This is a genomic window from Kluyvera sp. CRP, assembly GCF_019930565.1.
Taxonomy (GTDB): domain Bacteria; phylum Pseudomonadota; class Gammaproteobacteria; order Enterobacterales; family Enterobacteriaceae; genus Kluyvera; species Kluyvera georgiana_A.
Map to the genome: position 1 here is coordinate 1,440,049 of NZ_CP082841.1, position 17,357 is coordinate 1,457,405.

At 56.5% G+C, this 17,357-nt stretch carries 16 protein-coding genes; 12 read left to right on the forward strand and 4 right to left on the reverse strand.

Going from position 1 to position 17,357, the window contains the following annotated elements:
* Nucleotides 1–52: 52 nt before the first annotated feature.
* Nucleotides 53–895, reverse strand: a complete 843-nt coding sequence (locus K7B04_RS06685; protein WP_064541271.1) for a 23S rRNA (adenine(2030)-N(6))-methyltransferase RlmJ — start codon at nucleotides 893–895, stop codon at nucleotides 53–55.
* Between the two features lie 193 nt (nucleotides 896–1,088).
* Here K7B04_RS06685 and prlC point away from each other — a divergent pair, with 193 nt between their 5' ends.
* Together prlC and rsmJ are read left to right on the forward strand one after the other, a co-directional pair.
* Nucleotides 1,089–3,131, forward strand: a complete 2,043-nt coding sequence (prlC, locus tag K7B04_RS06690; protein WP_223803733.1) for an oligopeptidase A — start codon at nucleotides 1,089–1,091, stop codon at nucleotides 3,129–3,131.
* A gap of 8 nt (nucleotides 3,132–3,139) precedes the next feature.
* Nucleotides 3,140–3,892 (forward strand): 16S rRNA (guanine(1516)-N(2))-methyltransferase RsmJ, encoded by a 753-nt coding sequence (gene rsmJ, locus K7B04_RS06695; RefSeq protein WP_064541283.1) that lies wholly within the window; start codon nucleotides 3,140–3,142, stop codon nucleotides 3,890–3,892.
* Between the two features lie 64 nt (nucleotides 3,893–3,956).
* Here the strand turns inward: rsmJ and uspA are convergent, their stop codons facing one another.
* Nucleotides 3,957–4,394: a universal stress protein UspA gene (gene uspA / locus K7B04_RS06700; protein WP_064541286.1), complete on the reverse strand. Its 438-nt coding sequence runs from the start codon at nucleotides 4,392–4,394 to the stop codon at nucleotides 3,957–3,959.
* A 378-nt stretch (nucleotides 4,395–4,772) separates the two neighbouring features.
* Between uspA and uspB the strand changes: the two genes are divergently transcribed.
* Nucleotides 4,773–5,108 (forward strand): universal stress protein UspB, encoded by a 336-nt coding sequence (gene uspB / locus K7B04_RS06705; protein WP_064541289.1) that lies wholly within the window; start codon nucleotides 4,773–4,775, stop codon nucleotides 5,106–5,108.
* A gap of 53 nt (nucleotides 5,109–5,161) precedes the next feature.
* Here the strand turns inward: uspB and pitA are convergent, their stop codons facing one another.
* On the reverse strand, nucleotides 5,162–6,649 hold the full coding sequence (pitA, locus tag K7B04_RS06710) for an inorganic phosphate transporter PitA (protein ID WP_163446808.1): 1,488 nt from the start codon (nucleotides 6,647–6,649) through the stop codon (nucleotides 5,162–5,164).
* A gap of 230 nt (nucleotides 6,650–6,879) precedes the next feature.
* Between pitA and K7B04_RS06715 the strand changes: the two genes are divergently transcribed.
* Nucleotides 6,880–8,070, forward strand: a complete 1,191-nt coding sequence (locus tag K7B04_RS06715) for an NAD(P)/FAD-dependent oxidoreductase (RefSeq protein WP_223803734.1) — start codon at nucleotides 6,880–6,882, stop codon at nucleotides 8,068–8,070.
* A gap of 5 nt (nucleotides 8,071–8,075) precedes the next feature.
* Here the strand turns inward: K7B04_RS06715 and K7B04_RS06720 are convergent, their stop codons facing one another.
* Nucleotides 8,076–8,939: a LysR family transcriptional regulator gene (locus K7B04_RS06720; protein ID WP_223803735.1), complete on the reverse strand. Its 864-nt coding sequence runs from the start codon at nucleotides 8,937–8,939 to the stop codon at nucleotides 8,076–8,078.
* A gap of 99 nt (nucleotides 8,940–9,038) precedes the next feature.
* Between K7B04_RS06720 and K7B04_RS06725 the strand changes: the two genes are divergently transcribed.
* The 8 genes from K7B04_RS06725 to arnF all read left to right on the forward strand — a co-directional run bounded on the left by K7B04_RS06725 (nucleotide 9,039) and on the right by arnF (nucleotide 17,310).
* Nucleotides 9,039–9,545, forward strand: coding sequence for a phenolic acid decarboxylase (locus K7B04_RS06725; RefSeq protein ID WP_064541301.1), 507 nt, complete (start codon nucleotides 9,039–9,041; stop codon nucleotides 9,543–9,545).
* Between the two features lie 383 nt (nucleotides 9,546–9,928).
* Complete coding sequence (gene arnB, locus K7B04_RS06730; protein ID WP_163446800.1) at nucleotides 9,929–11,068, forward strand: UDP-4-amino-4-deoxy-L-arabinose aminotransferase; 1,140 nt, start codon at nucleotides 9,929–9,931, stop codon at nucleotides 11,066–11,068.
* 1 nt (nucleotide 11,069) lies between these two features.
* A complete protein-coding gene (gene arnC, locus K7B04_RS06735) occupies nucleotides 11,070–12,050 on the forward strand; it encodes an undecaprenyl-phosphate 4-deoxy-4-formamido-L-arabinose transferase (protein WP_167574879.1) in 981 nt (326 codons plus the stop codon).
* Nucleotides 12,050–14,035 (forward strand): bifunctional UDP-4-amino-4-deoxy-L-arabinose formyltransferase/UDP-glucuronic acid oxidase ArnA, encoded by a 1,986-nt coding sequence (arnA, locus tag K7B04_RS06740; protein WP_223803736.1) that lies wholly within the window; start codon nucleotides 12,050–12,052, stop codon nucleotides 14,033–14,035. Before arnC ends, arnA begins: the two co-directional genes overlap by 1 nt.
* Nucleotides 14,032–14,934: a 4-deoxy-4-formamido-L-arabinose-phosphoundecaprenol deformylase gene (gene arnD, locus K7B04_RS06745; RefSeq protein WP_167574881.1), complete on the forward strand. Its 903-nt coding sequence runs from the start codon at nucleotides 14,032–14,034 to the stop codon at nucleotides 14,932–14,934. Before arnA ends, arnD begins: the two co-directional genes overlap by 4 nt.
* Nucleotides 14,931–16,586, forward strand: a complete 1,656-nt coding sequence (gene arnT, locus K7B04_RS06750) for a lipid IV(A) 4-amino-4-deoxy-L-arabinosyltransferase (RefSeq protein WP_223803737.1) — start codon at nucleotides 14,931–14,933, stop codon at nucleotides 16,584–16,586. The genes arnD and arnT overlap by 4 nt, the downstream gene beginning before the upstream one ends.
* Nucleotides 16,583–16,921 (forward strand): 4-amino-4-deoxy-L-arabinose-phosphoundecaprenol flippase subunit ArnE, encoded by a 339-nt coding sequence (arnE, locus tag K7B04_RS06755; RefSeq protein ID WP_167574882.1) that lies wholly within the window; start codon nucleotides 16,583–16,585, stop codon nucleotides 16,919–16,921. Before arnT ends, arnE begins: the two co-directional genes overlap by 4 nt.
* On the forward strand, nucleotides 16,921–17,310 hold the full coding sequence (gene arnF, locus K7B04_RS06760; RefSeq protein ID WP_223803738.1) for a 4-amino-4-deoxy-L-arabinose-phosphoundecaprenol flippase subunit ArnF: 390 nt from the start codon (nucleotides 16,921–16,923) through the stop codon (nucleotides 17,308–17,310). The genes arnE and arnF overlap by 1 nt, the downstream gene beginning before the upstream one ends.
* Nucleotides 17,311–17,357 lie beyond the last annotated feature (47 nt).

Consider the following 17,357-nt stretch of genomic DNA (forward strand, 5'->3'; position numbering starts at 1 on the left):
AAATACTCGCGATTGTATACCTGAAACTGATAGGTTCCACCGATGCCTGCGATTACTCCGGCACGATCCAGTTCACCAGCGTATGACCGATGCCTGTTGGAACCAGCTTGCTGTGCAGCCACGGCAGCACGTTGTTCATTTGTGCTTCCAGCTTCCACGGCGGGTTGATGACGATCATACCGGAGGCGGTCATGCCGCGCTGGTCGCTGTCCGGACGAACCGCCAGCTCAATTTGCAGAATTTTGCGAATGCCGGTCGCTTCGAGGTCGTGGATCATGCGTTTAATTTGCTGACGCAGCACCACCGGGTACCACAGCGCATAGGTGCCGGTAGCAAAACGCTTGTAGCCTTCGCTGATGCCGCTCACTACTGCCTGATAGTCGGTTTTAATTTCGTACGGCGGGTCGATCAGAATCAAGCCGCGGCGGGAGGCTGGCGGCAGCTTCGCCTTGAGCTGCTGGTAGCCGTCGGCGCGTTCTACGCGGGCGCGGTTATCTTTCTGGAATTCAGAACGCAGCAGCGGGAAGTCGCTCGGGTGCAGCTCGGTCATTTGCAGGCTGTCCTGCTCACGCAGCAGCTGGCGGGCAATCAGCGGAGAACCAGGGTAGTAACGCAGTTGGCCGCTGCGGTTGAAGTGCTCAACCACCGAAATATACGGCACCAGCTCTTCAGGCAGATCGTCCTGTTGCCAGATGCGGGCGATGCCTTCCAGGTATTCCCCGGTCTTTTCGGCATGCTCGCCGCTCAGCTGATAGCGGCCTGCGCCAGCGTGGGTGTCCAGATAGAGAAACGGCTTCTCTTTCTCTTTCAGTGATTCAATGATCAGACTCTGAACGGTGTGTTTGAGGACGTCGGCGTGGTTGCCTGCGTGAAAGCTGTGGCGATAACTGAGCATGGATGCGGATATTCCGGGAATTAAACAAGATAACCGATAGTTTACCGCAGATCCGCCGAGATTACCGCTATCACCCGTTAAGAGGATAACCTCCGGCGCTATCATTGAAATTCCCCCAACTATCCCCCATTCTAGATCTATCGCTAAAGCGCCGTTGAGCGCTTCATTTCTTTCTTAGACCAGGACAGCGCATATGACCAATCCATTACTGACCCCTTTCGAACTACCGCCGTTTTCCCGGATTCAGCCCGAACATGTTGTCCCTGCTGTAACTAAAGCACTGAACGACTGTCGCGAGAATGTGGAGCGTGTAGTCGCACAGGGCGCGCCATATAGCTGGGAAAACCTCTGCCAGCCGCTGGCGGAAGTGGACGATGTTCTGGGGCGTATTTTCTCGCCAATTAGCCACTTAAACTCGGTCAAAAACAGCCCGGAACTACGTGAGGCCTACGAGCAGACGCTGCCGCTGCTGTCGGAATACAGCACCTGGGTTGGCCAGCATGAGGGGCTGTACAAGGCTTACCGCGACCTGCGCGACGGCGACAACTACGCCACCCTGAGCGTGGCGCAGAAAAAAGCGGTCGATAACGCGCTGCGTGATTTCGAGCTGTCCGGTATCGGCCTGCCGAAAGAGAAACAGCAGCGCTACGGCGAAATCGCCACTCGTCTGTCCGAGCTGGGCAACCAGTACAGCAACAACGTGCTCGACGCCACCATGGGCTGGAGCAAGCTGGTGACGGACGAAAGCGAGCTGGCCGGGATGCCGGAAAGCGCGTTGGCGGCAGCGAAGGCCCAGGCCGAAGCTAAAGAGCAGGAAGGGTACCTGCTGACCCTGGATATCCCGAGCTACCTGCCGGTCATGACCTACTGCGACAACCAGGCTCTGCGTGAAGAGCTGTATCGCGCCTACTCCACTCGCGCCTCAGACCAGGGGCCAAACGCGGGTAAGTGGGACAACACCCCGGTGATGGAAGAGATTCTTGCGCTGCGTCACGAGCTGGCACAGCTGCTGGGCTTCGAAAGCTACGCCTTTAAATCACTCGCCACCAAAATGGCGGAAAACCCGCAGCAGGTGCTCGACTTCCTGACCGATCTGGCGAAACGCGCCCGTCCGCAGGGGGAAAAAGAGCTGGCCCAGCTGCGTGCTTTCGCCAAAGCCGAATTTGGCGTTGATGAGCTGCAGCCGTGGGATATAGCTTACTACAGCGAGAAACAGAAACAGCATCTGTACAGTATCAGCGACGAACAGCTGCGCCCGTACTTCCCTGAAAACAAAGCCGTTAATGGCCTGTTTGAAGTAGTAAAACGTATTTACGGGATTACCGCCAAAGAGCGTACCGACGTTGACGTCTGGAACCCGGAAGTACGCTTCTTCGAGCTGTACGATGAAAATAACGAACTGCGCGGCAGCTTCTACCTTGACCTGTACGCCCGCGAGCACAAACGCGGCGGGGCGTGGATGGACGACTGCGTCGGCCAGATGCGTAAAACCGACGGCACGCTGCAAAAACCGGTCGCCTATCTGACCTGTAACTTTAACCGTCCGGTGAACGGCAAACCGGCGCTGTTCACCCACGACGAAGTGATCACCCTGTTCCACGAATTTGGTCATGGCCTGCATCACATGCTGACCCGCATCGAAACGGCCGGTGTTTCCGGCATCAGCGGGGTGCCATGGGATGCGGTCGAGCTGCCGAGCCAGTTTATGGAAAACTGGTGCTGGGAGCCGGAAGCACTGGCGTTTATCTCCGGCCACTATGAAACAGGCGAACCGCTGCCGAAGGAACTGCTGGATAAAATGCTGGCGGCGAAAAACTATCAGGCCGCGCTGTTTATCCTGCGCCAGCTGGAGTTCGGCCTGTTCGACTTCCGCCTGCACGCGCAGTACAACCCGGAGCAGGGGGCGAAAGTCCTCGAGACGCTGGCGGAAATTAAGAAACAGGTCGCCGTGGTGCCGGGCCCAACCTGGGGCCGCTTCCCGCACGCCTTCAGCCACATCTTTGCCGGCGGTTATGCAGCGGGTTACTACAGCTATCTGTGGGCCGACGTGCTGGCCGCGGATGCGTTCTCTCGCTTTGAAGAAGAAGGCATCTTCAACCGTGAAACCGGTCAGTCGTTCCTCGATAACATCCTGACCCGTGGCGGTTCCGAAGAGCCAATGGCGCTGTTCAAACGCTTCCGTGGCCGTGAACCGCAGCTCGATGCCATGCTGGCGCATTACGGCATCAAGGGCTGATTGTTCGCGTGAAAATTTGTTTATTGGATGAAACGGGCGCCGGAGACGGCGCCTTATCTGTTCTTGCCGCCCGCTGGGGGCTTGAGCACGATGACGACAACCTGATGGCGCTGGTGATGACGCCGGAACATCTGGAGCTGCGTAAACGCGACGAGCCGAAGCTTGGCGGTATTTTTGTCGATTTTGTCGGCGGGGCGATGGCGCACCGGCGCAAGTTTGGTGGCGGTCGCGGCGAAGCGGTGGCGAAAGCCGTCGGCATCAAAGGCGATTACCTGCCGGACGTGGTTGATGCCACCGCCGGGCTGGGGCGCGATGCGTTTGTACTGGCCTCCGTCGGCTGCCGCGTGCGGATGCTGGAGCGTAATCCGGTGGTTGCCGCGCTGCTCGACGACGGCCTGGCGCGTGGCTATGCCGATGCGGAAATTGGCCCGTGGTTGCAGGAACGTTTACAACTGATTCACGCCTCGAGTCTGACCGCGTTAACCGATATTACGCCGCGCCCGCAGGTGGTGTATCTCGACCCGATGTTCCCGCATAAGCAGAAAAGCGCGCTGGTGAAAAAAGAGATGCGCGTGTTTCAGTCGCTGGTGGGGCCGGATCTCGATGCGGATGGCCTGCTTGAACCCGCGCGCCGGTTAGCCACCAAACGCGTGGTGGTGAAGCGCCCGGACTACGCGCCGCCGCTGGCGGACGTGGCAACGCCGAACGCGGTGGTGACCAAAGGACATCGCTTTGATATTTATGCCGGAACGGCGGAGTAATTTCGGGTTAATAGAAATAAAAACGCCTGCTTGCGCAGGCGTTTCACGATGCTCAACGCGAGAGTTATTCTTCTTCGTCGTCGCGCAGCGGAACAATCAGCATATCGACGTGGACTGTGTTGATAAGCTGGCGTGCAGATGACATCAGCTTGCTCCAGAAGTCCTGATGATGGCCACAAACCACCAGGTCCATATCGTATTTCTTAATCGCATCAACCAGCACCTGGCCCAAGTCGCCGCTACCGCTCAGGGTTTCGGTGATCGGGTAGCCCGCGTTCGTGGACAGTTCAGTCAGTGCGTGATGGGTTTCTTCGGAAATGCGCTTCTGCATATCGCCAAGATTAACGTCGATAAGCCCGGTGTAGAGATCGGAATAGTTTACGTCGACGTGAATCAGCGAAACTTTTGCATTGTAGGGGCGAGCCATTGATACCGCTTTTTCCACCAGAACTTTGCTCTCTGGGGAAAGGTCGACCGCGATCAAAATGTGTTTGTAAGCCATGGTGTTACTCCTTCCATAAAGTTGTCGATGACTGTTGGACCAGACAGCCCATGCGCTGTCCCTTGCCCGCGTCCTGCGTGCGACTTGCGCGGGGTTTGCCCTTAAAGACCTAATTGTAGAAGATATTTCTACCTTATAGCGGCCTTGGGGCGCCGTCAATGCATCCGGTTCGCCAATTAGTTAAACAAATTTTTCCATCTTACGTATTGATAACGATTAACCTTGTGGTAAAAAATTTAACTGATCTCCTACACTATTTAATGAGCCGTTCGGATAAATAAACGTGATCTGAATCGCACTCTTTTACTGAGGTGTTGGTGGGTTATTGGGGAGCGAGATGTCCTGGGGTCTCCGAGGACTGGTCGCCGGGGAGGAGTTATGATCAGCACGATTGCGCTGTTTTGGGCCCTGTGTGTCGTTTGTGTGGTAAATATGGCACGCTACTTCTCATCGTTGCGTGCATTATTGGTTGTACTACGTGGTTGCGATCCCTTGCTTTATCAGTATGTGGACGGCGGTGGTTTCTTTACCTCGCACGGTCAGCCGGGCAAACAAATACGCCTGGTCTGGTATATCTACGGGCAGCGGTATCGCGATCATCATGATGATGAGTTTATTCGCCGCTGTGACCGGGTTCGTCGTCAGTTTATTTTGACCAGTTCCCTGTGTGGCCTGGTGGTGATTAGCTTAATCGCCCTGATGATTTGGCACTGAGTAAAAAAAACGGGCCAGTTTCCTGACCCGTTTTCTGTTTGTGCCAAACGCGCTTAGATAAGCTTCAGAGACAGCCAGTACAGCACGCCGGACAGCAGGATCGACGCTGGCAGCGTGAAGACCCAGGCCATCAGGATATTGGTCACGGTTTTTCGTTGCAGACCGCCACCGTCAACGACCATGGTCCCCGCAACGGAAGACGACAGGACGTGGGTGGTGGATACCGGCATCCCTGTATAGCTTGCCAGACCGATGGAGACCGCAGAGGTCATCTGCGCTGCCATCCCCTGGGCGTAGGTCATGCCCTTCTTACCGATTTTCTCACCGATGGTGGTCGCCACGCGACGCCAGCCGATCATTGTACCGATACCCAGAGCCAGCGCGACGGCCATGATAATCCAGACTGGCGCGTACTCGATGGTGCTCAGCATGTCGGTTTTCAGTTTCTTCAACAGACGTTGGTCATCGCCGCTGACTTCCGGCATCTTCGCCACTTTATCGGTGGTATCAGAGATGCAGAGCATGATACGACGCAGCTGGCCACGCTGTTCTACGGAGAGGCTGTCATAGCTCTCAACGTTGGTCAGCATCGCTTTAGCGCGATCAAGCGCGTTGATGGTGTTCGCCGGATGGCAGTGAAACTCAACGGCAGCCTCGGCTTCCGGGGTCAGCTTTTCAGCGTTGCTTGCCACTTTCAGCAGCAAATCTGGGCGCTGCTGGAAGAAGGTTTCAACGTTGTTGACCGCATCGCGGGTACGGGTGATTTCGTAGCCGGAAGCGTTCATATTGACTACGAAACCTGCCGGAGCGACGCCAATCAGGACCAGCATGACCAGACCAATGCCTTTCTGACCGTCGTTGGCGCCGTGGGAGAACGCCACGCCAATGGCGGAGAGAATCAGAGCGATACGCGTCCAGAACGGCGGCTTTTTCTTACCGTCTTTCTTTTCACGTTCAGCAGGGGTCAGGTGGATACGGGCGCGTTTTTTAGTACCGCTCCAGTAACGGCGCAGCAGGAAAATCAGACCACCCGCAACAACCAGACCCACGATAGGCGAGATAATCAACGAACCGAAAATGTTAATCACTTTCGGGATGTTGAGCGCCTCAACCACTGAAGTGCCGGTCATCAGCGCATTGGTTAAACCAATACCGATGATCGCGCCGATCAGCGTGTGGGAGCTGGAAGCAGGCAGACCGAAATACCAGGTGCCAAGGTTCCAGATGATGGCCGCCAGCAGCATGGAAAAGACCATGGCGAGGCCGTGCGCGGAGCCCATATTGAGCAGAAGATCCGTCGGCAGCATATGCACAATCGCATAGGCTACGCTCAGACCGCCCAACAGAACGCCGAGGAAGTTAAAGATTGCGGCCATCGCAACAGCAAGCTGTGAGCGCATGGCACGGGTATAAATTACGGTGGCAACAGCGTTTGCCGTATCGTGGAAGCCGTTAATCGCTTCGTAGAACAGAACAAACACCAGCGCCAGAACTAACAACAGCCCGGTATGTAAATCCAGGCCAGCAAACAAATGTAACATAGGACGTTACGCCATTTTGAGGACATGAACGCGCGGCATTATCAGGGACATTGGCGGCGCGGGCAAAGTGAAATCTCGACTTTTTTTGATATTTATCCGTATTCGTTAAATGGTTGAAAATAAATATTTCCCTTGTATCAATCAGATAAGTCGGCTTTGTCGAGATTTCACTGGTATGACATCCATGAAAAATTTACACTTCCCGACAATACCTATGTTGAGGATAGTGCGTGGAAAGGTTTGATGCCATTGTAGTGGGTGCCGGAGCGGCAGGAATGTTTTGTGCAGCCATGGCCGGGCAGGCAGGCCGCCGCGTGTTGCTGTTGGATAACGGTAAAAAACCGGGGCGTAAAATCCTGATGTCTGGCGGTGGCCGTTGTAATTTTACTAACCTTTATGTCGAACCCGCGGCCTATCTCAGCCAAAACCCGCATTTTTGTAAATCTGCCCTCGCGCGTTATACCCAGTGGGACTTTATCGACATGGTCGGCAAGCACGGCATTGCCTGGCATGAAAAGACCCTCGGTCAACTCTTCTGCGATGATTCTGCCGAGCAAATTGTCGCGATGCTGGTGGCGGAATGCGAGAAGGGCAATGTCACGATGCGTCTGCGCAGCGAAATCCTCAACGTCGCTCGTGACGAGCAGGGCTACACCTTACAGCTCAACGGCGATACCGTGGCCGCCGATAAACTGGTGATTGCCAGCGGCGGCCTGTCGATGCCGGGGCTGGGCGCTTCGCCGTTCGGCTATAAAATTGCCGAACAGTTCGGCCTGAAGGTGCTGCCGACTCGCGCCGGGCTGGTGCCGTTCACCCTGCATAAGCCGATGCTGGAGCAGTTTCAGGTATTGTCCGGCGTCTCCGTCCCGTCGGTGATTACCGCTGAAGACGGCACGGTGTTCCGCGAAAGTCTGCTTTTCACCCACCGCGGCCTGTCTGGCCCGGCAGTGCTGCAAATTTCGAGCTATTGGCAGGCTGGCGAATTCGTCACCATCAATCTGCTGCCCGACATCGATCTCGCGGACTTCCTTGATGCGCAGCGCGCCGAGCATCCGAACCAGAGCCTGAAAAATACGCTGGCGATGCAGTTGCCGAAGCGTCTGGTGGAGTGTCTGCAACAGTTGGGCCAGGTTCCCGACGTGACCCTTAAGCAGCTTAACGTGCGCGAGCAACAGACGCTGGTTGAGACGCTGACAAACTGGCGCGTTCAGCCGAACGGCACCGAAGGCTACCGTACGGCGGAAGTGACCCTCGGCGGTGTGGATACCAACGAACTCTCTTCGCGCACCATGGAAGCGAAGAAAGCGCCAGGGCTCTACTTTATCGGTGAAGTGATGGATGTTACCGGCTGGTTGGGCGGCTATAACTTCCAGTGGGCGTGGTCGAGCGCCTGGGCTTGTGCGCAGGCGCTGGCGGAGTAAACGTATTAATGCTGCTGGCTAAACAGCTTCAGCAGCATCTCCACCTGTTCGTCGAGCGGGGCTAAATCTCGTTTGACGATCAGATGCAGCGGCGTTGCGCGGCGTACGCCATGATTTAGCGGCAGCGGCTTTAATATTCCCTGTGCCAGTTCCTCCTGGATTCTCTCCTCCGGCAACCAGCCATATCCCACCTGATACAATACGGCATCAATGGCGGCATCAATCGTTGAGAAGGTCCACGCATCGTGCGTCTCCTGGCGGCTGCTATCGCTGTCGGCAATGCGGATCAGCGGCCAGGGGCGCAACTGTTCGTCGCTAAGCGGGCCTGCCTGCTGAAATAGAGGATGATCCCGATGCGCGACGGCGACAAAATCGATATTCATCAACCATTCCCCGCGGCCGGTAATATCCTGACGGCGCGTCAGCACCATCACGTCCGCCTCCGCTTGCACGTTATCGGCGTCGTTGGCGTTCTCCAGCACCTCGGTTAGCCGCACCTGCGTTTGTGGGTAGCGCTGCTGAAACTGGCGCAGAATGGCGAACAGTCTCTGACGCGGGAAAATGCTGTCGACCAACAAATCCAGCCGCGTGCGCGTGCCTTCACGTAACGTGGCGGCACGAGTTTCTACCCAGGCAAAGGCTTTGAGCAGCGGCTTCACCTGGCCCAGCAATAGCTCGCCCGCCGGAGTCAGCACCGCGCGGCGACCTTCGGGGACCAGCAAGGCCACGCCCAGCCGCTCCTGCAGCAGCGACAGGTTATAGCTGACCGACGACTGGCTGCGGTGCGTCTCCTCCGCGGCTTTCGCAAAACTGCCCAGTTCGACTACCTTTTCCAGTAGCGCCCACTGTTCAAGGGTGGTTTTGTGCATGATTGATTTAAAAATTAGATGAATTTAATTCAAACATAGCGTTATTCATTTATTTTTTAAAGCAATAAGATCTCTGCATCGACACAAGGAGATTTAATTATGAGCAACTTTGATAAACATGACTTGAGCGGCTTCGTGGGTAAACATCTGGTCTATACCTATGACAACGGCTGGAACTACGAAATTTATGTGAAAAACGACAACACTCTGGATTACCGTATCCACAGCGGTATCGTGGCGAATCGTTGGGTCAAAGACCAGCAGGCCTACATCGTCCGTGTGGGTGAGAGCGTATATAAAATTTCCTGGACCGAACCGACCGGTACCGATGTCAGCCTGATTGTGAACCTCGGCGACAAACTGTTCCATGGCACCATTTTCTTCCCACGTTGGGTCATCAACAATCCGGAAAAAACCGTCTGCTTCCAGAACGATCACATCCCGCTGATGAATTCGTATCGTGATGCGGGCCCAGCGTATCCGACTGAGGTGATTGATGAATTCGCTACCATTACCTTCGTTCGCGACTGTGGGGCGAATAACGATAGCGTGATTGATTGTGCTGCCAGTGAATTACCGAAAGATTTCCCGGCGAATTTACGCTAAGTATTAATACTGTCCTGAATATTCTTTATTACACTAATATTCAACGAAGGTTAATTTATTCTGATTATAAATCCTTTGTTGAGTGAACGTTGAATAATGTGAATCAGCGCCCAGGTTACGATGTAACCTGGGCGCTTTTTACATACAAATCATATGAATTAATAGAGGTGTAATCTATTGATTTCGTTTAGTTAGTATTTATTGTGCCTCTCGCCACAAGTTTCTTAATCTTATCCTAAGATAACATTGATACTTTTACCGTCATCGAATGTTGTCGGTTTGAATATCACGTTATCCATTGCTGTTTTTAAACAAAAACAACGCTCGAATCATTGATTGATGAGCCAGCTTCGCTCATTTGCGTAATAGGGTAAGGAACATTCATGAGTGATTTTCTGCCGTTTTCCCGCCCTTCTATGGGTGAGGCGGAGTTCGCAGCACTCAAGGAAGTGCTGCAATCCGGTTGGATCACCACCGGGCCAAAAAACCAGGCGCTGGAAGAGGCGTTCTGCTCGCTAACGGGGAACCGTTTTTCAATCGCCGTCAGTTCGGCAACCGGCGGTATGCACGTCACGCTGATGGCGCTGGGCATCGGTCCCGGCGATGAAGTCATCACCCCTTCTCAAACCTGGGTTTCGACGCTGAATATGATCGTCCTGCTGGGGGCGACCCCGGTGATGATCGATGTCGATCGCGACAACCTGATGGTGACGCCTGAAGCCATTGAAGCCGCTATTACTCCCCGTACGAAAGCCATTATTCCCGTGCACTACGCGGGTGCGCCTGCTGATATTGACGGCATTCGCGCAGTGGCGGAGCGTCACGGCATTCCGGTGATTGAAGACGCGGCGCATGCGGCGGGTACCTACTATAAGGGCCTGCATGTCGGCGCGCAGGGAACGGCGATTTTCTCCTTCCATGCCATCAAAAACATGACCAGCGCCGAGGGTGGGCTGATTGTCACCGACGATGAACAGCTGGCCAACCGCATTCGTAGCCTCAAGTTCCACGGTCTTGGCGTTGATGCCTATGACCGTCAGACCCACGGCCGCGCCCCGCAGGCAGAAGTGATTAGCCCGGGCTTTAAGTACAACCTCGCCGATATCAATGCCGCACTGGCGCTGGTTCAACTGGGCAAATTAGGGCAGGCCAATCAGCGCCGTAGTGATATCGCTCAGCGTTACGTGCAGGAACTGGCGGATACGCCGTTCCAGCCGCTGGCCGTACCGAGCTGGCCGCATCTGCACGCCTGGCATCTGTTTATTATTCGCGTGGACGAACAGCGCTGCGGCATCAGCCGTGATGCGCTAATGGAACAACTCAAAGCGCAAGGTATTGGTACCGGGCTGCACTTCCGTGCGGCGCATACGCAGAAATACTACCGCGAGCGTTTCCCTGAACTCTCGCTACCGAATACCGAATGGAACAGCGCACGTATCTGTTCATTACCTCTTTTCCCGGATATGACCGATGACGACACCACCCGTGTCATTACGGCGCTCCATCAGCTAGCAGGCCGTTGATATGTTTGAGTACCCGTTAGTCAAGAAAGTCTCCGTCGTGATACCGGTCTATAACGAGCAGGACAGCCTGCCGGAGCTGATTCGCCGTACCGACGCTGCCTGCGCGACCCTGAATCGTGACTATGAAATTTTGTTGGTCGACGACGGCAGCAGCGACGACTCCGCGCGCATGTTGGTTGAAGCGGCAGAAGCGCCGGAAAGCCACATTGTGGCGGTGCTGTTAAACCGCAACTACGGCCAGCATTCGGCAATTATGGCGGGCTTTAGCCACGTTACCGGCGATCTGATCATCACCCTCGATGCCGACCTGCAAAACCCGCCGGAAGAGATCCCGCGCCTCGTCGAAAAAGCCGACGAAGGCTACGACGTGGTGGGTACCGTGCGGCAGAACCGTCAGGACAGTATCTTCCGTAAAACAGCCTCGAAGATGATTAACCGTCTGATTCAGCGCACCACCGGTAAAGCGATGGGTGACTACGGCTGCATGCTGCGCGCCTATCGCCGTCATATTGTCGACGCGATGCTCAACTGCCATGAGCGCAGCACTTTTATTCCTATTCTGGCGAATACCTTCGCCCGCCGCGCCGTGGAGATTCCGGTGCTGCACGCCGAGCGTGAGTTCGGTGACTCGAAATACAGCTTTATGCGCCTGATTAACCTGATGTACGACCTGGTGACCTGCTTGACCACCACGCCGCTGCGTCTGTTAAGCGTGGTCGGCAGCGTGATTGCGGTGCTGGGCTTTGCCTTCTCCATTCTGCTGGTCGTGCTGCGCCTGGTGCTCGGTCCGGAATGGGCGGGGGACGGCGTGTTCATGCTATTCGCCATTCTGTTCATGTTTATCGGCGCCCAGTTTATCGGCATGGGCCTGCTTGGGGAGTATATCGGCCGCATCTACAACGATGTGCGTGCCCGCCCCCGCTACTTTATTCAACGTGTTGTTCGCCAGGAAAATCTGGATTCTGAAGAGGAAAATCGTTAATGAAAGCTGTTGTATTTGCCTATCACGACATGGGTTGCACCGGTATTCAGGCACTGCTGGATGCCGGATACGACATCGAGGCGATCTTCACTCACCCGGACAACGCGGGTGAGAATAACTTCTTCGGCTCCGTTGCCCGCCTGGCGGCTGAGCAGGGTATTACCGTTTACGCGCCGGAAGACGTCAACCACCCGCTGTGGGTGGAGCGCATCCGCGCGATGGCGCCGGAAGTGATTTTCTCCTTCTATTACCGCAACTTGCTCAGCGACGAGATCCTCAATCTGGCGCCGAAAGGGGCGTTCAACCTGCACGGCTCGCTACTGCCGAAATACCGGGGTCGCGCGCCGCTGAACTGGGTGCTGGTGAACGGTGAGAAAGAGACCGGCGTGACGCTGCACCGTATGACCAACCGCGCGGACGCGGGGGATATTGTGGCCCAGCAGAGCGTGGCGATTGCTGACTCTGACGTGGCGCTGACGCTGCACCGTAAGCTGTGCACGGCGTCCCAGACGCTGCTTGGCGATGCGTTGGCGAAAATTCGCAGCGGCCAGACCGACGAGCGTGTGCAGGATCATTCGCAGGCGACCTACGTCGGTCGTCGTACCCCGGAAGATGGCCGCCTGGAGTGGGAAAAACCGGCTCAGGCGCTGCATAACCTGGTGCGTGCGGTGAGCGATCCGTGGCCGGGCGCGTTTGGCTATGTTGGCACCAACAAATTTATCGTCTGGAAATCTCGTGTGCGTACTGACATGGAAGCCGCGAAGCCGGGTACCGTTCTGTCCGTCGCGCCGCTGGTGGTTGCCTGCGGTGAAGGCGCGCTGGAAATCGTTACCGGTCAGAGCGCTAACGGCGTTTATATGCAGGGCGCTCAGCTGGCACCGGCGCTGGGTCTGGTGGCGGGCGCGTTGCTCTCCAGCCGTCCGTTTGTGGCCGTTAAGCGTCGTACCCGCGTGCTGATTCTGGGTGTGAACGGCTTTATCGGTAACCATCTGACCGAACGCCTGCTGGCCGATGATAGCTACGAGATTTACGGCCTGGATATCGGCTCTGACGCCATCAGCCGCTTCCTCGACTGCCCGCGTTTCCACTTTGTGGAAGGCGATATCAGTATTCACTCAGAGTGGATCGAATACCACATTAAGAAATGCGACGTGGTGCTGCCGCTGGTGGCTATCGCGACGCCTATCGAGTACACCCGTAACCCGCTGCGCGTGTTCGAGCTGGACTTCGAAGAGAACCTGAAGATCATCCGCGACTGCGTGAAGTACAACAAGCGTATTATCTTCCCGTCCACCTCCGAAGTGTACGGCATGTGTACCGATGCCAACTTTGATGAAGATAACTCTAACCTGGTGGTGGGGCCGATCAACAAGCAGCGCTGGATCTACTCGGTTTCCAAACAGCTTCTGGATCGCGTGATTTGGGCTTACGGTGACAAAACTGGCCTCAAGTTTACCCTGTTCCGTCCGTTTAACTGGATGGGGCCGCGTCTGGATAACCTCAACGCTGCGCGTATCGGCAGCTCTCGGGCTATTACCCAGTTGATCCTCAACCTGGTGGAAGGTTCGCCGATCAAACTGATCGAAGGCGGCAAACAAAAACGCTGCTTCACCGACATCAGCGACGGTATTGAAGCGTTGTTCCGCATCATTGAGAACAAAGACGGCCGCTGCGATGGGCAGATTATCAACATTGGTAACCCGGATAACGAAGCGAGCATTAAAGAGCTGGCCGAAATGCTGCTCGACTGCTTTGAGCGTCATCCGCTGCGCGACCGCTTCCCGCCGTTTGCCGGCTTCCGTGAAGTGGAAAGTAGCGACTACTACGGTAAAGGTTATCAGGACGTTGAGCATCGTAAACCGAGCATTCGCAATGCGAAACGCCTCCTCGACTGGCAGCCGACGGTGGAAATGCAGCAGACCGTTGAAGAAACGCTGGACTTCTTCCTGCGCACGGTTGAACTGACGGATGAAAAACCATCATGAAAAAAGTAGGTTTGCGCGTTGATGTCGACACCTTTCGCGGTACTCGCGAAGGGGTGCCAAGGCTGATGGCGGTGCTGAAAAAGCACCGCGTACAGGCCAGTTTTTTCTTCAGCGTCGGGCCGGATAACATGGGGCGCCACCTGTGGCGCCTGGTAAAGCCGAAGTTCTTGTGGAAGATGCTGCGCTCACGCGCGGCATCGCTGTATGGCTGGGACATTCTGCTGGCCGGGACGGCGTGGCCGGGGCGTATTATTGGCGAAGCCAACGCGGAGATTATCCGTAGCGTTGCGCAGACACATGAGGTGGGGCTGCATGCCTGGGATCATCACCGCTGGCAGCAGTGGAGCGGCATGTGGAACGAGCAGCAGTTGATTGACGAAATTGGCCGCGGCCTGTCTGCGCTGGAGACGATTATTGGTCATCCGGTCACCTGCTCGGCGGTGGCGGGCTGGCGCGCTGACCAGCGTGTGGTGAAGGCGAAAGAGTCTTTTGAATTTCTCTACAACAGCGACTGCCGCGGCACGCAACCGTTCATTCCGCAACTCAGTAACGGCGAGAAGGCGACCGTACAGATCCCGGTGACGTTGCCCACCTGGGATGAAGTTGTCGGTAGCGTGGTCAGTGCGGAAGGCTTCAATCGTTGGCTGCTGGAGCGTATTCGCCAGGATACCGGTACGCCGGTGTACACCATTCATGCTGAGGTGGAGGGGGGTGCCTACGCCGAACAGTTTGACTATCTGCTGACCCTTGCGGCACAGCAGGAAATTCGTTTTTGCCCGTTAGGCCAGCTTCTCCCGGATGACTTCCGTCAGTTGCCGGTTGGGAAGGTGGTGCGCGGAGAAATTGCCGGTCGTGAAGGCTGGCTAGGCTGCCAACAACTTTTGAGCTCAGACGTATGAAATCCCTTCGCTATGGTATTTCGTTAGCTGCATTGTTTGTTCTGTACTACCTGGTTCCGCTCAACTTCCGGCTGCTGTGGCAGCCGGACGAAACCCGCTATGCCGAAATCAGCCGCGAAATGCTGGCGACCGGTGATTGGGTGGTGCCGCATTTCCTGGGGTTACGCTACTTCGAAAAGCCGATTGCCGGCTACTGGATTAACAGTATCGGGCAGTGGCTATTTGGTCACAGTAACTTCGCGGTACGTTTTGGCGCGGTGTTTTCTATCACCGTTTCCGCGCTGCTGGTGGTCTGGCTGGCGTGGAAAATCTGGCAGGATCGCAAAGTGGCGCTGCTCTCCGGCGCCATCTTCTTAACCGCGTTCCTGGTCTACGGGATTGGCACCTATGCGGTGCTCGACCCGATGATTACCCTGTGGATGACGCTTGCCATGTGCAGCTTCTGGTTGGCGGCGCAGGCGAAGACCACTGGCGAACGCTTCTGGGGTTACGTGCTGCTGGGCGTGGCCTGCGGTATGGGGGTCATGACCAAAGGCTTCCTCGCCCTGGCGGTGCCGGTGATCGGTGTGCTGCCGTGGGTCATTGCGCAGAAACGCTGGCGGGAAGTGCTGGTCTGGGGTTGGCTGTCGGTACTGGTTTGCGTGCTGACCGTCCTGCCGTGGGGGCTGGCCATCGCCGCGCGGGAAAGCGACTTCTGGCGCTACTTCTTCTGGGTCGAACATATTCAACGTTTTGCTCAGAGCGACGCGCAGCACAAAGCGCCGTTCTGGTACTACCTGCCGTTCCTGGTCGCGGGAAGTCTGCCGTGGCTGGCGTTGCTACCCGGCGCGTTCAAGCGCGGCTGGCAGGAGCAGGAAGGGTTACGCGGCGCATTTTATCTGCTGGGCTGGGTGGTAATGCCGTTCCTGTTCTTCAGTATCGCCAAGGGCAAGCTGCCGACCTATATCCTGCCGTGCTTCGCGCCGCTGGCAATGCTGATGGCGCGCTATGCGGTTGAGGCGGCAAAAGTCGGCTCGAAAGCGCTGCGGGTGAACGGCATCATCAACATCGTCTTCGGCGTTGTGGGCCTGGTGGCGGTCGCGGTGGTCTCACCGTGGGGGCCGATGAAACATCCGGTCTGGATGCAGATTGAGCTGTATAAATGCGTACTGGCGGCAGTAGCCTTCTTCTTCTGGGCGCTGATGGGCTGGATATCGATTAAACCGGGCGCACAGCGTTGGCAGCTTGCCGCGCTCTGTCCGCTGGGGCTGGCGCTGCTGGTGGGGATGGCGATTCCCGATCGCGTGACCAACAGCAAGCAGCCGCAGTTCCTGGTGGATATTGTTAGCGAGTCGCTGGCGCCGAGCCGCTATGTGCTGAGCAACAGCGTCGGCGTAGCCGCCGGGCTGGCCTGGGAGCTGAAGCGTAGCGATGTGATGTTGTACGGCCAGCAGGGCGAGCTGAAGTATGGGCTCTCTTACCCTGACGCGAAAGGCAGCTTCGTCTCTACCGAAGACTTCCCACAGTGGCTGGCGGCACATCGTCAGGAAGGGCCAATCTCGCTGGTGTTATTGCTCTCTCGTGACGTACAGTTAGCCGAACTGCCGCTGCCAAAACCGGATGAGGTATATGCCATGGGTCGCACCGTCTTTATTCAGTATCGCCCGCAATGATCACATGGGCCTGCCTGCTGCTCGCCAGCCTGTTGAGCTGCGGCGGGCAGCTATGTCAGAAACAGGCGACTCGCCCTGCCCGTAAAGGGCTGCGCGGGCGTCATCTGCTAACCTGGCTCGGACTGGCGCTGGCGCTGCTGGGGCTGGGCATGCTGCTGTGGCTGCTGGTGCTCCAGCAGATTCCGGTCAGCGTGGCCTACCCGATGCTGAGCCTGAACTTTGTCTGGGTGACGCTGGCCGCGCGTCTTATCTGGCGCGAGCCGGTGAGCGGCCGCCATTGGGCCGGGGTGGCGCTGATAATCGTCGGCATTGCGTTACTGGGGAGCAGCGCCTGATGGGGCTTATCTGGGCATTGATGAGTGTGGCGCTGGTCAGCGCCGCGCAGTTGACGCTGCGTGCGGCGATGACCACGCTACCGTCGGCGACGCAGCCGCTGGCTTTTTTGCTGCATCTTCTGCATTTTGACACCGGCACGCTGGCGCTGCTGCTGGGGTTGCTGGGCTACGTGGCTTCGATGGCCTGCTGGTTCTTCGCCCTCAAGCGTCTGCCGCTGGCGAAAGCCTACGCGCTGCTGAGCCTGAGCTACATGGTGGTATGGCTTGCGGCGATTCTGCTGCCCGGCTGGCATGAGCCGTTCTCGTGGCGCGGCCTGCTGGGGGTTATTGTTATTATCGCCGGCGTCATTACCATCTTCTGGCCAAACAAACCGACACCTCACCGGTAGTCCGAATCGGGTAATGCCGCCTTCCCGGCGACAAAATGTGCAATAAT

What these genes read in the sequence shown, in the direction of transcription:
- arnB (WP_163446800.1), top strand. Translation starts at nt 9,929, where the DNA reads ATGAGTGATTTTCTGCCGTTTTCCCGCCCTTCTATGGGTGAGGCGGAG.
- uspA (WP_064541286.1), bottom strand. Translation starts at nt 4,394, where the DNA reads ATGGCTTACAAACACATTTTGATCGCGGTCGACCTTTCCCCAGAGAGC.
- K7B04_RS06725 (WP_064541301.1), top strand. Translation starts at nt 9,039, where the DNA reads ATGAGCAACTTTGATAAACATGACTTGAGCGGCTTCGTGGGTAAACAT.
- arnA (WP_223803736.1), top strand. Translation starts at nt 12,050, where the DNA reads ATGAAAGCTGTTGTATTTGCCTATCACGACATGGGTTGCACCGGTATT.
- arnT (WP_223803737.1), top strand. Translation starts at nt 14,931, where the DNA reads ATGAAATCCCTTCGCTATGGTATTTCGTTAGCTGCATTGTTTGTTCTG.
- prlC (WP_223803733.1), top strand. Translation starts at nt 1,089, where the DNA reads ATGACCAATCCATTACTGACCCCTTTCGAACTACCGCCGTTTTCCCGG.
- uspB (WP_064541289.1), top strand. Translation starts at nt 4,773, where the DNA reads ATGATCAGCACGATTGCGCTGTTTTGGGCCCTGTGTGTCGTTTGTGTG.
- K7B04_RS06720 (WP_223803735.1), bottom strand. Translation starts at nt 8,939, where the DNA reads ATGCACAAAACCACCCTTGAACAGTGGGCGCTACTGGAAAAGGTAGTC.
- arnC (WP_167574879.1), top strand. Translation starts at nt 11,070, where the DNA reads ATGTTTGAGTACCCGTTAGTCAAGAAAGTCTCCGTCGTGATACCGGTC.
- K7B04_RS06685 (WP_064541271.1), bottom strand. Translation starts at nt 895, where the DNA reads ATGCTCAGTTATCGCCACAGCTTTCACGCAGGCAACCACGCCGACGTC.
- arnD (WP_167574881.1), top strand. Translation starts at nt 14,032, where the DNA reads ATGAAAAAAGTAGGTTTGCGCGTTGATGTCGACACCTTTCGCGGTACT.
- arnF (WP_223803738.1), top strand. Translation starts at nt 16,921, where the DNA reads ATGGGGCTTATCTGGGCATTGATGAGTGTGGCGCTGGTCAGCGCCGCG.
- pitA (WP_163446808.1), bottom strand. Translation starts at nt 6,649, where the DNA reads ATGTTACATTTGTTTGCTGGCCTGGATTTACATACCGGGCTGTTGTTA.
- arnE (WP_167574882.1), top strand. Translation starts at nt 16,583, where the DNA reads ATGATCACATGGGCCTGCCTGCTGCTCGCCAGCCTGTTGAGCTGCGGC.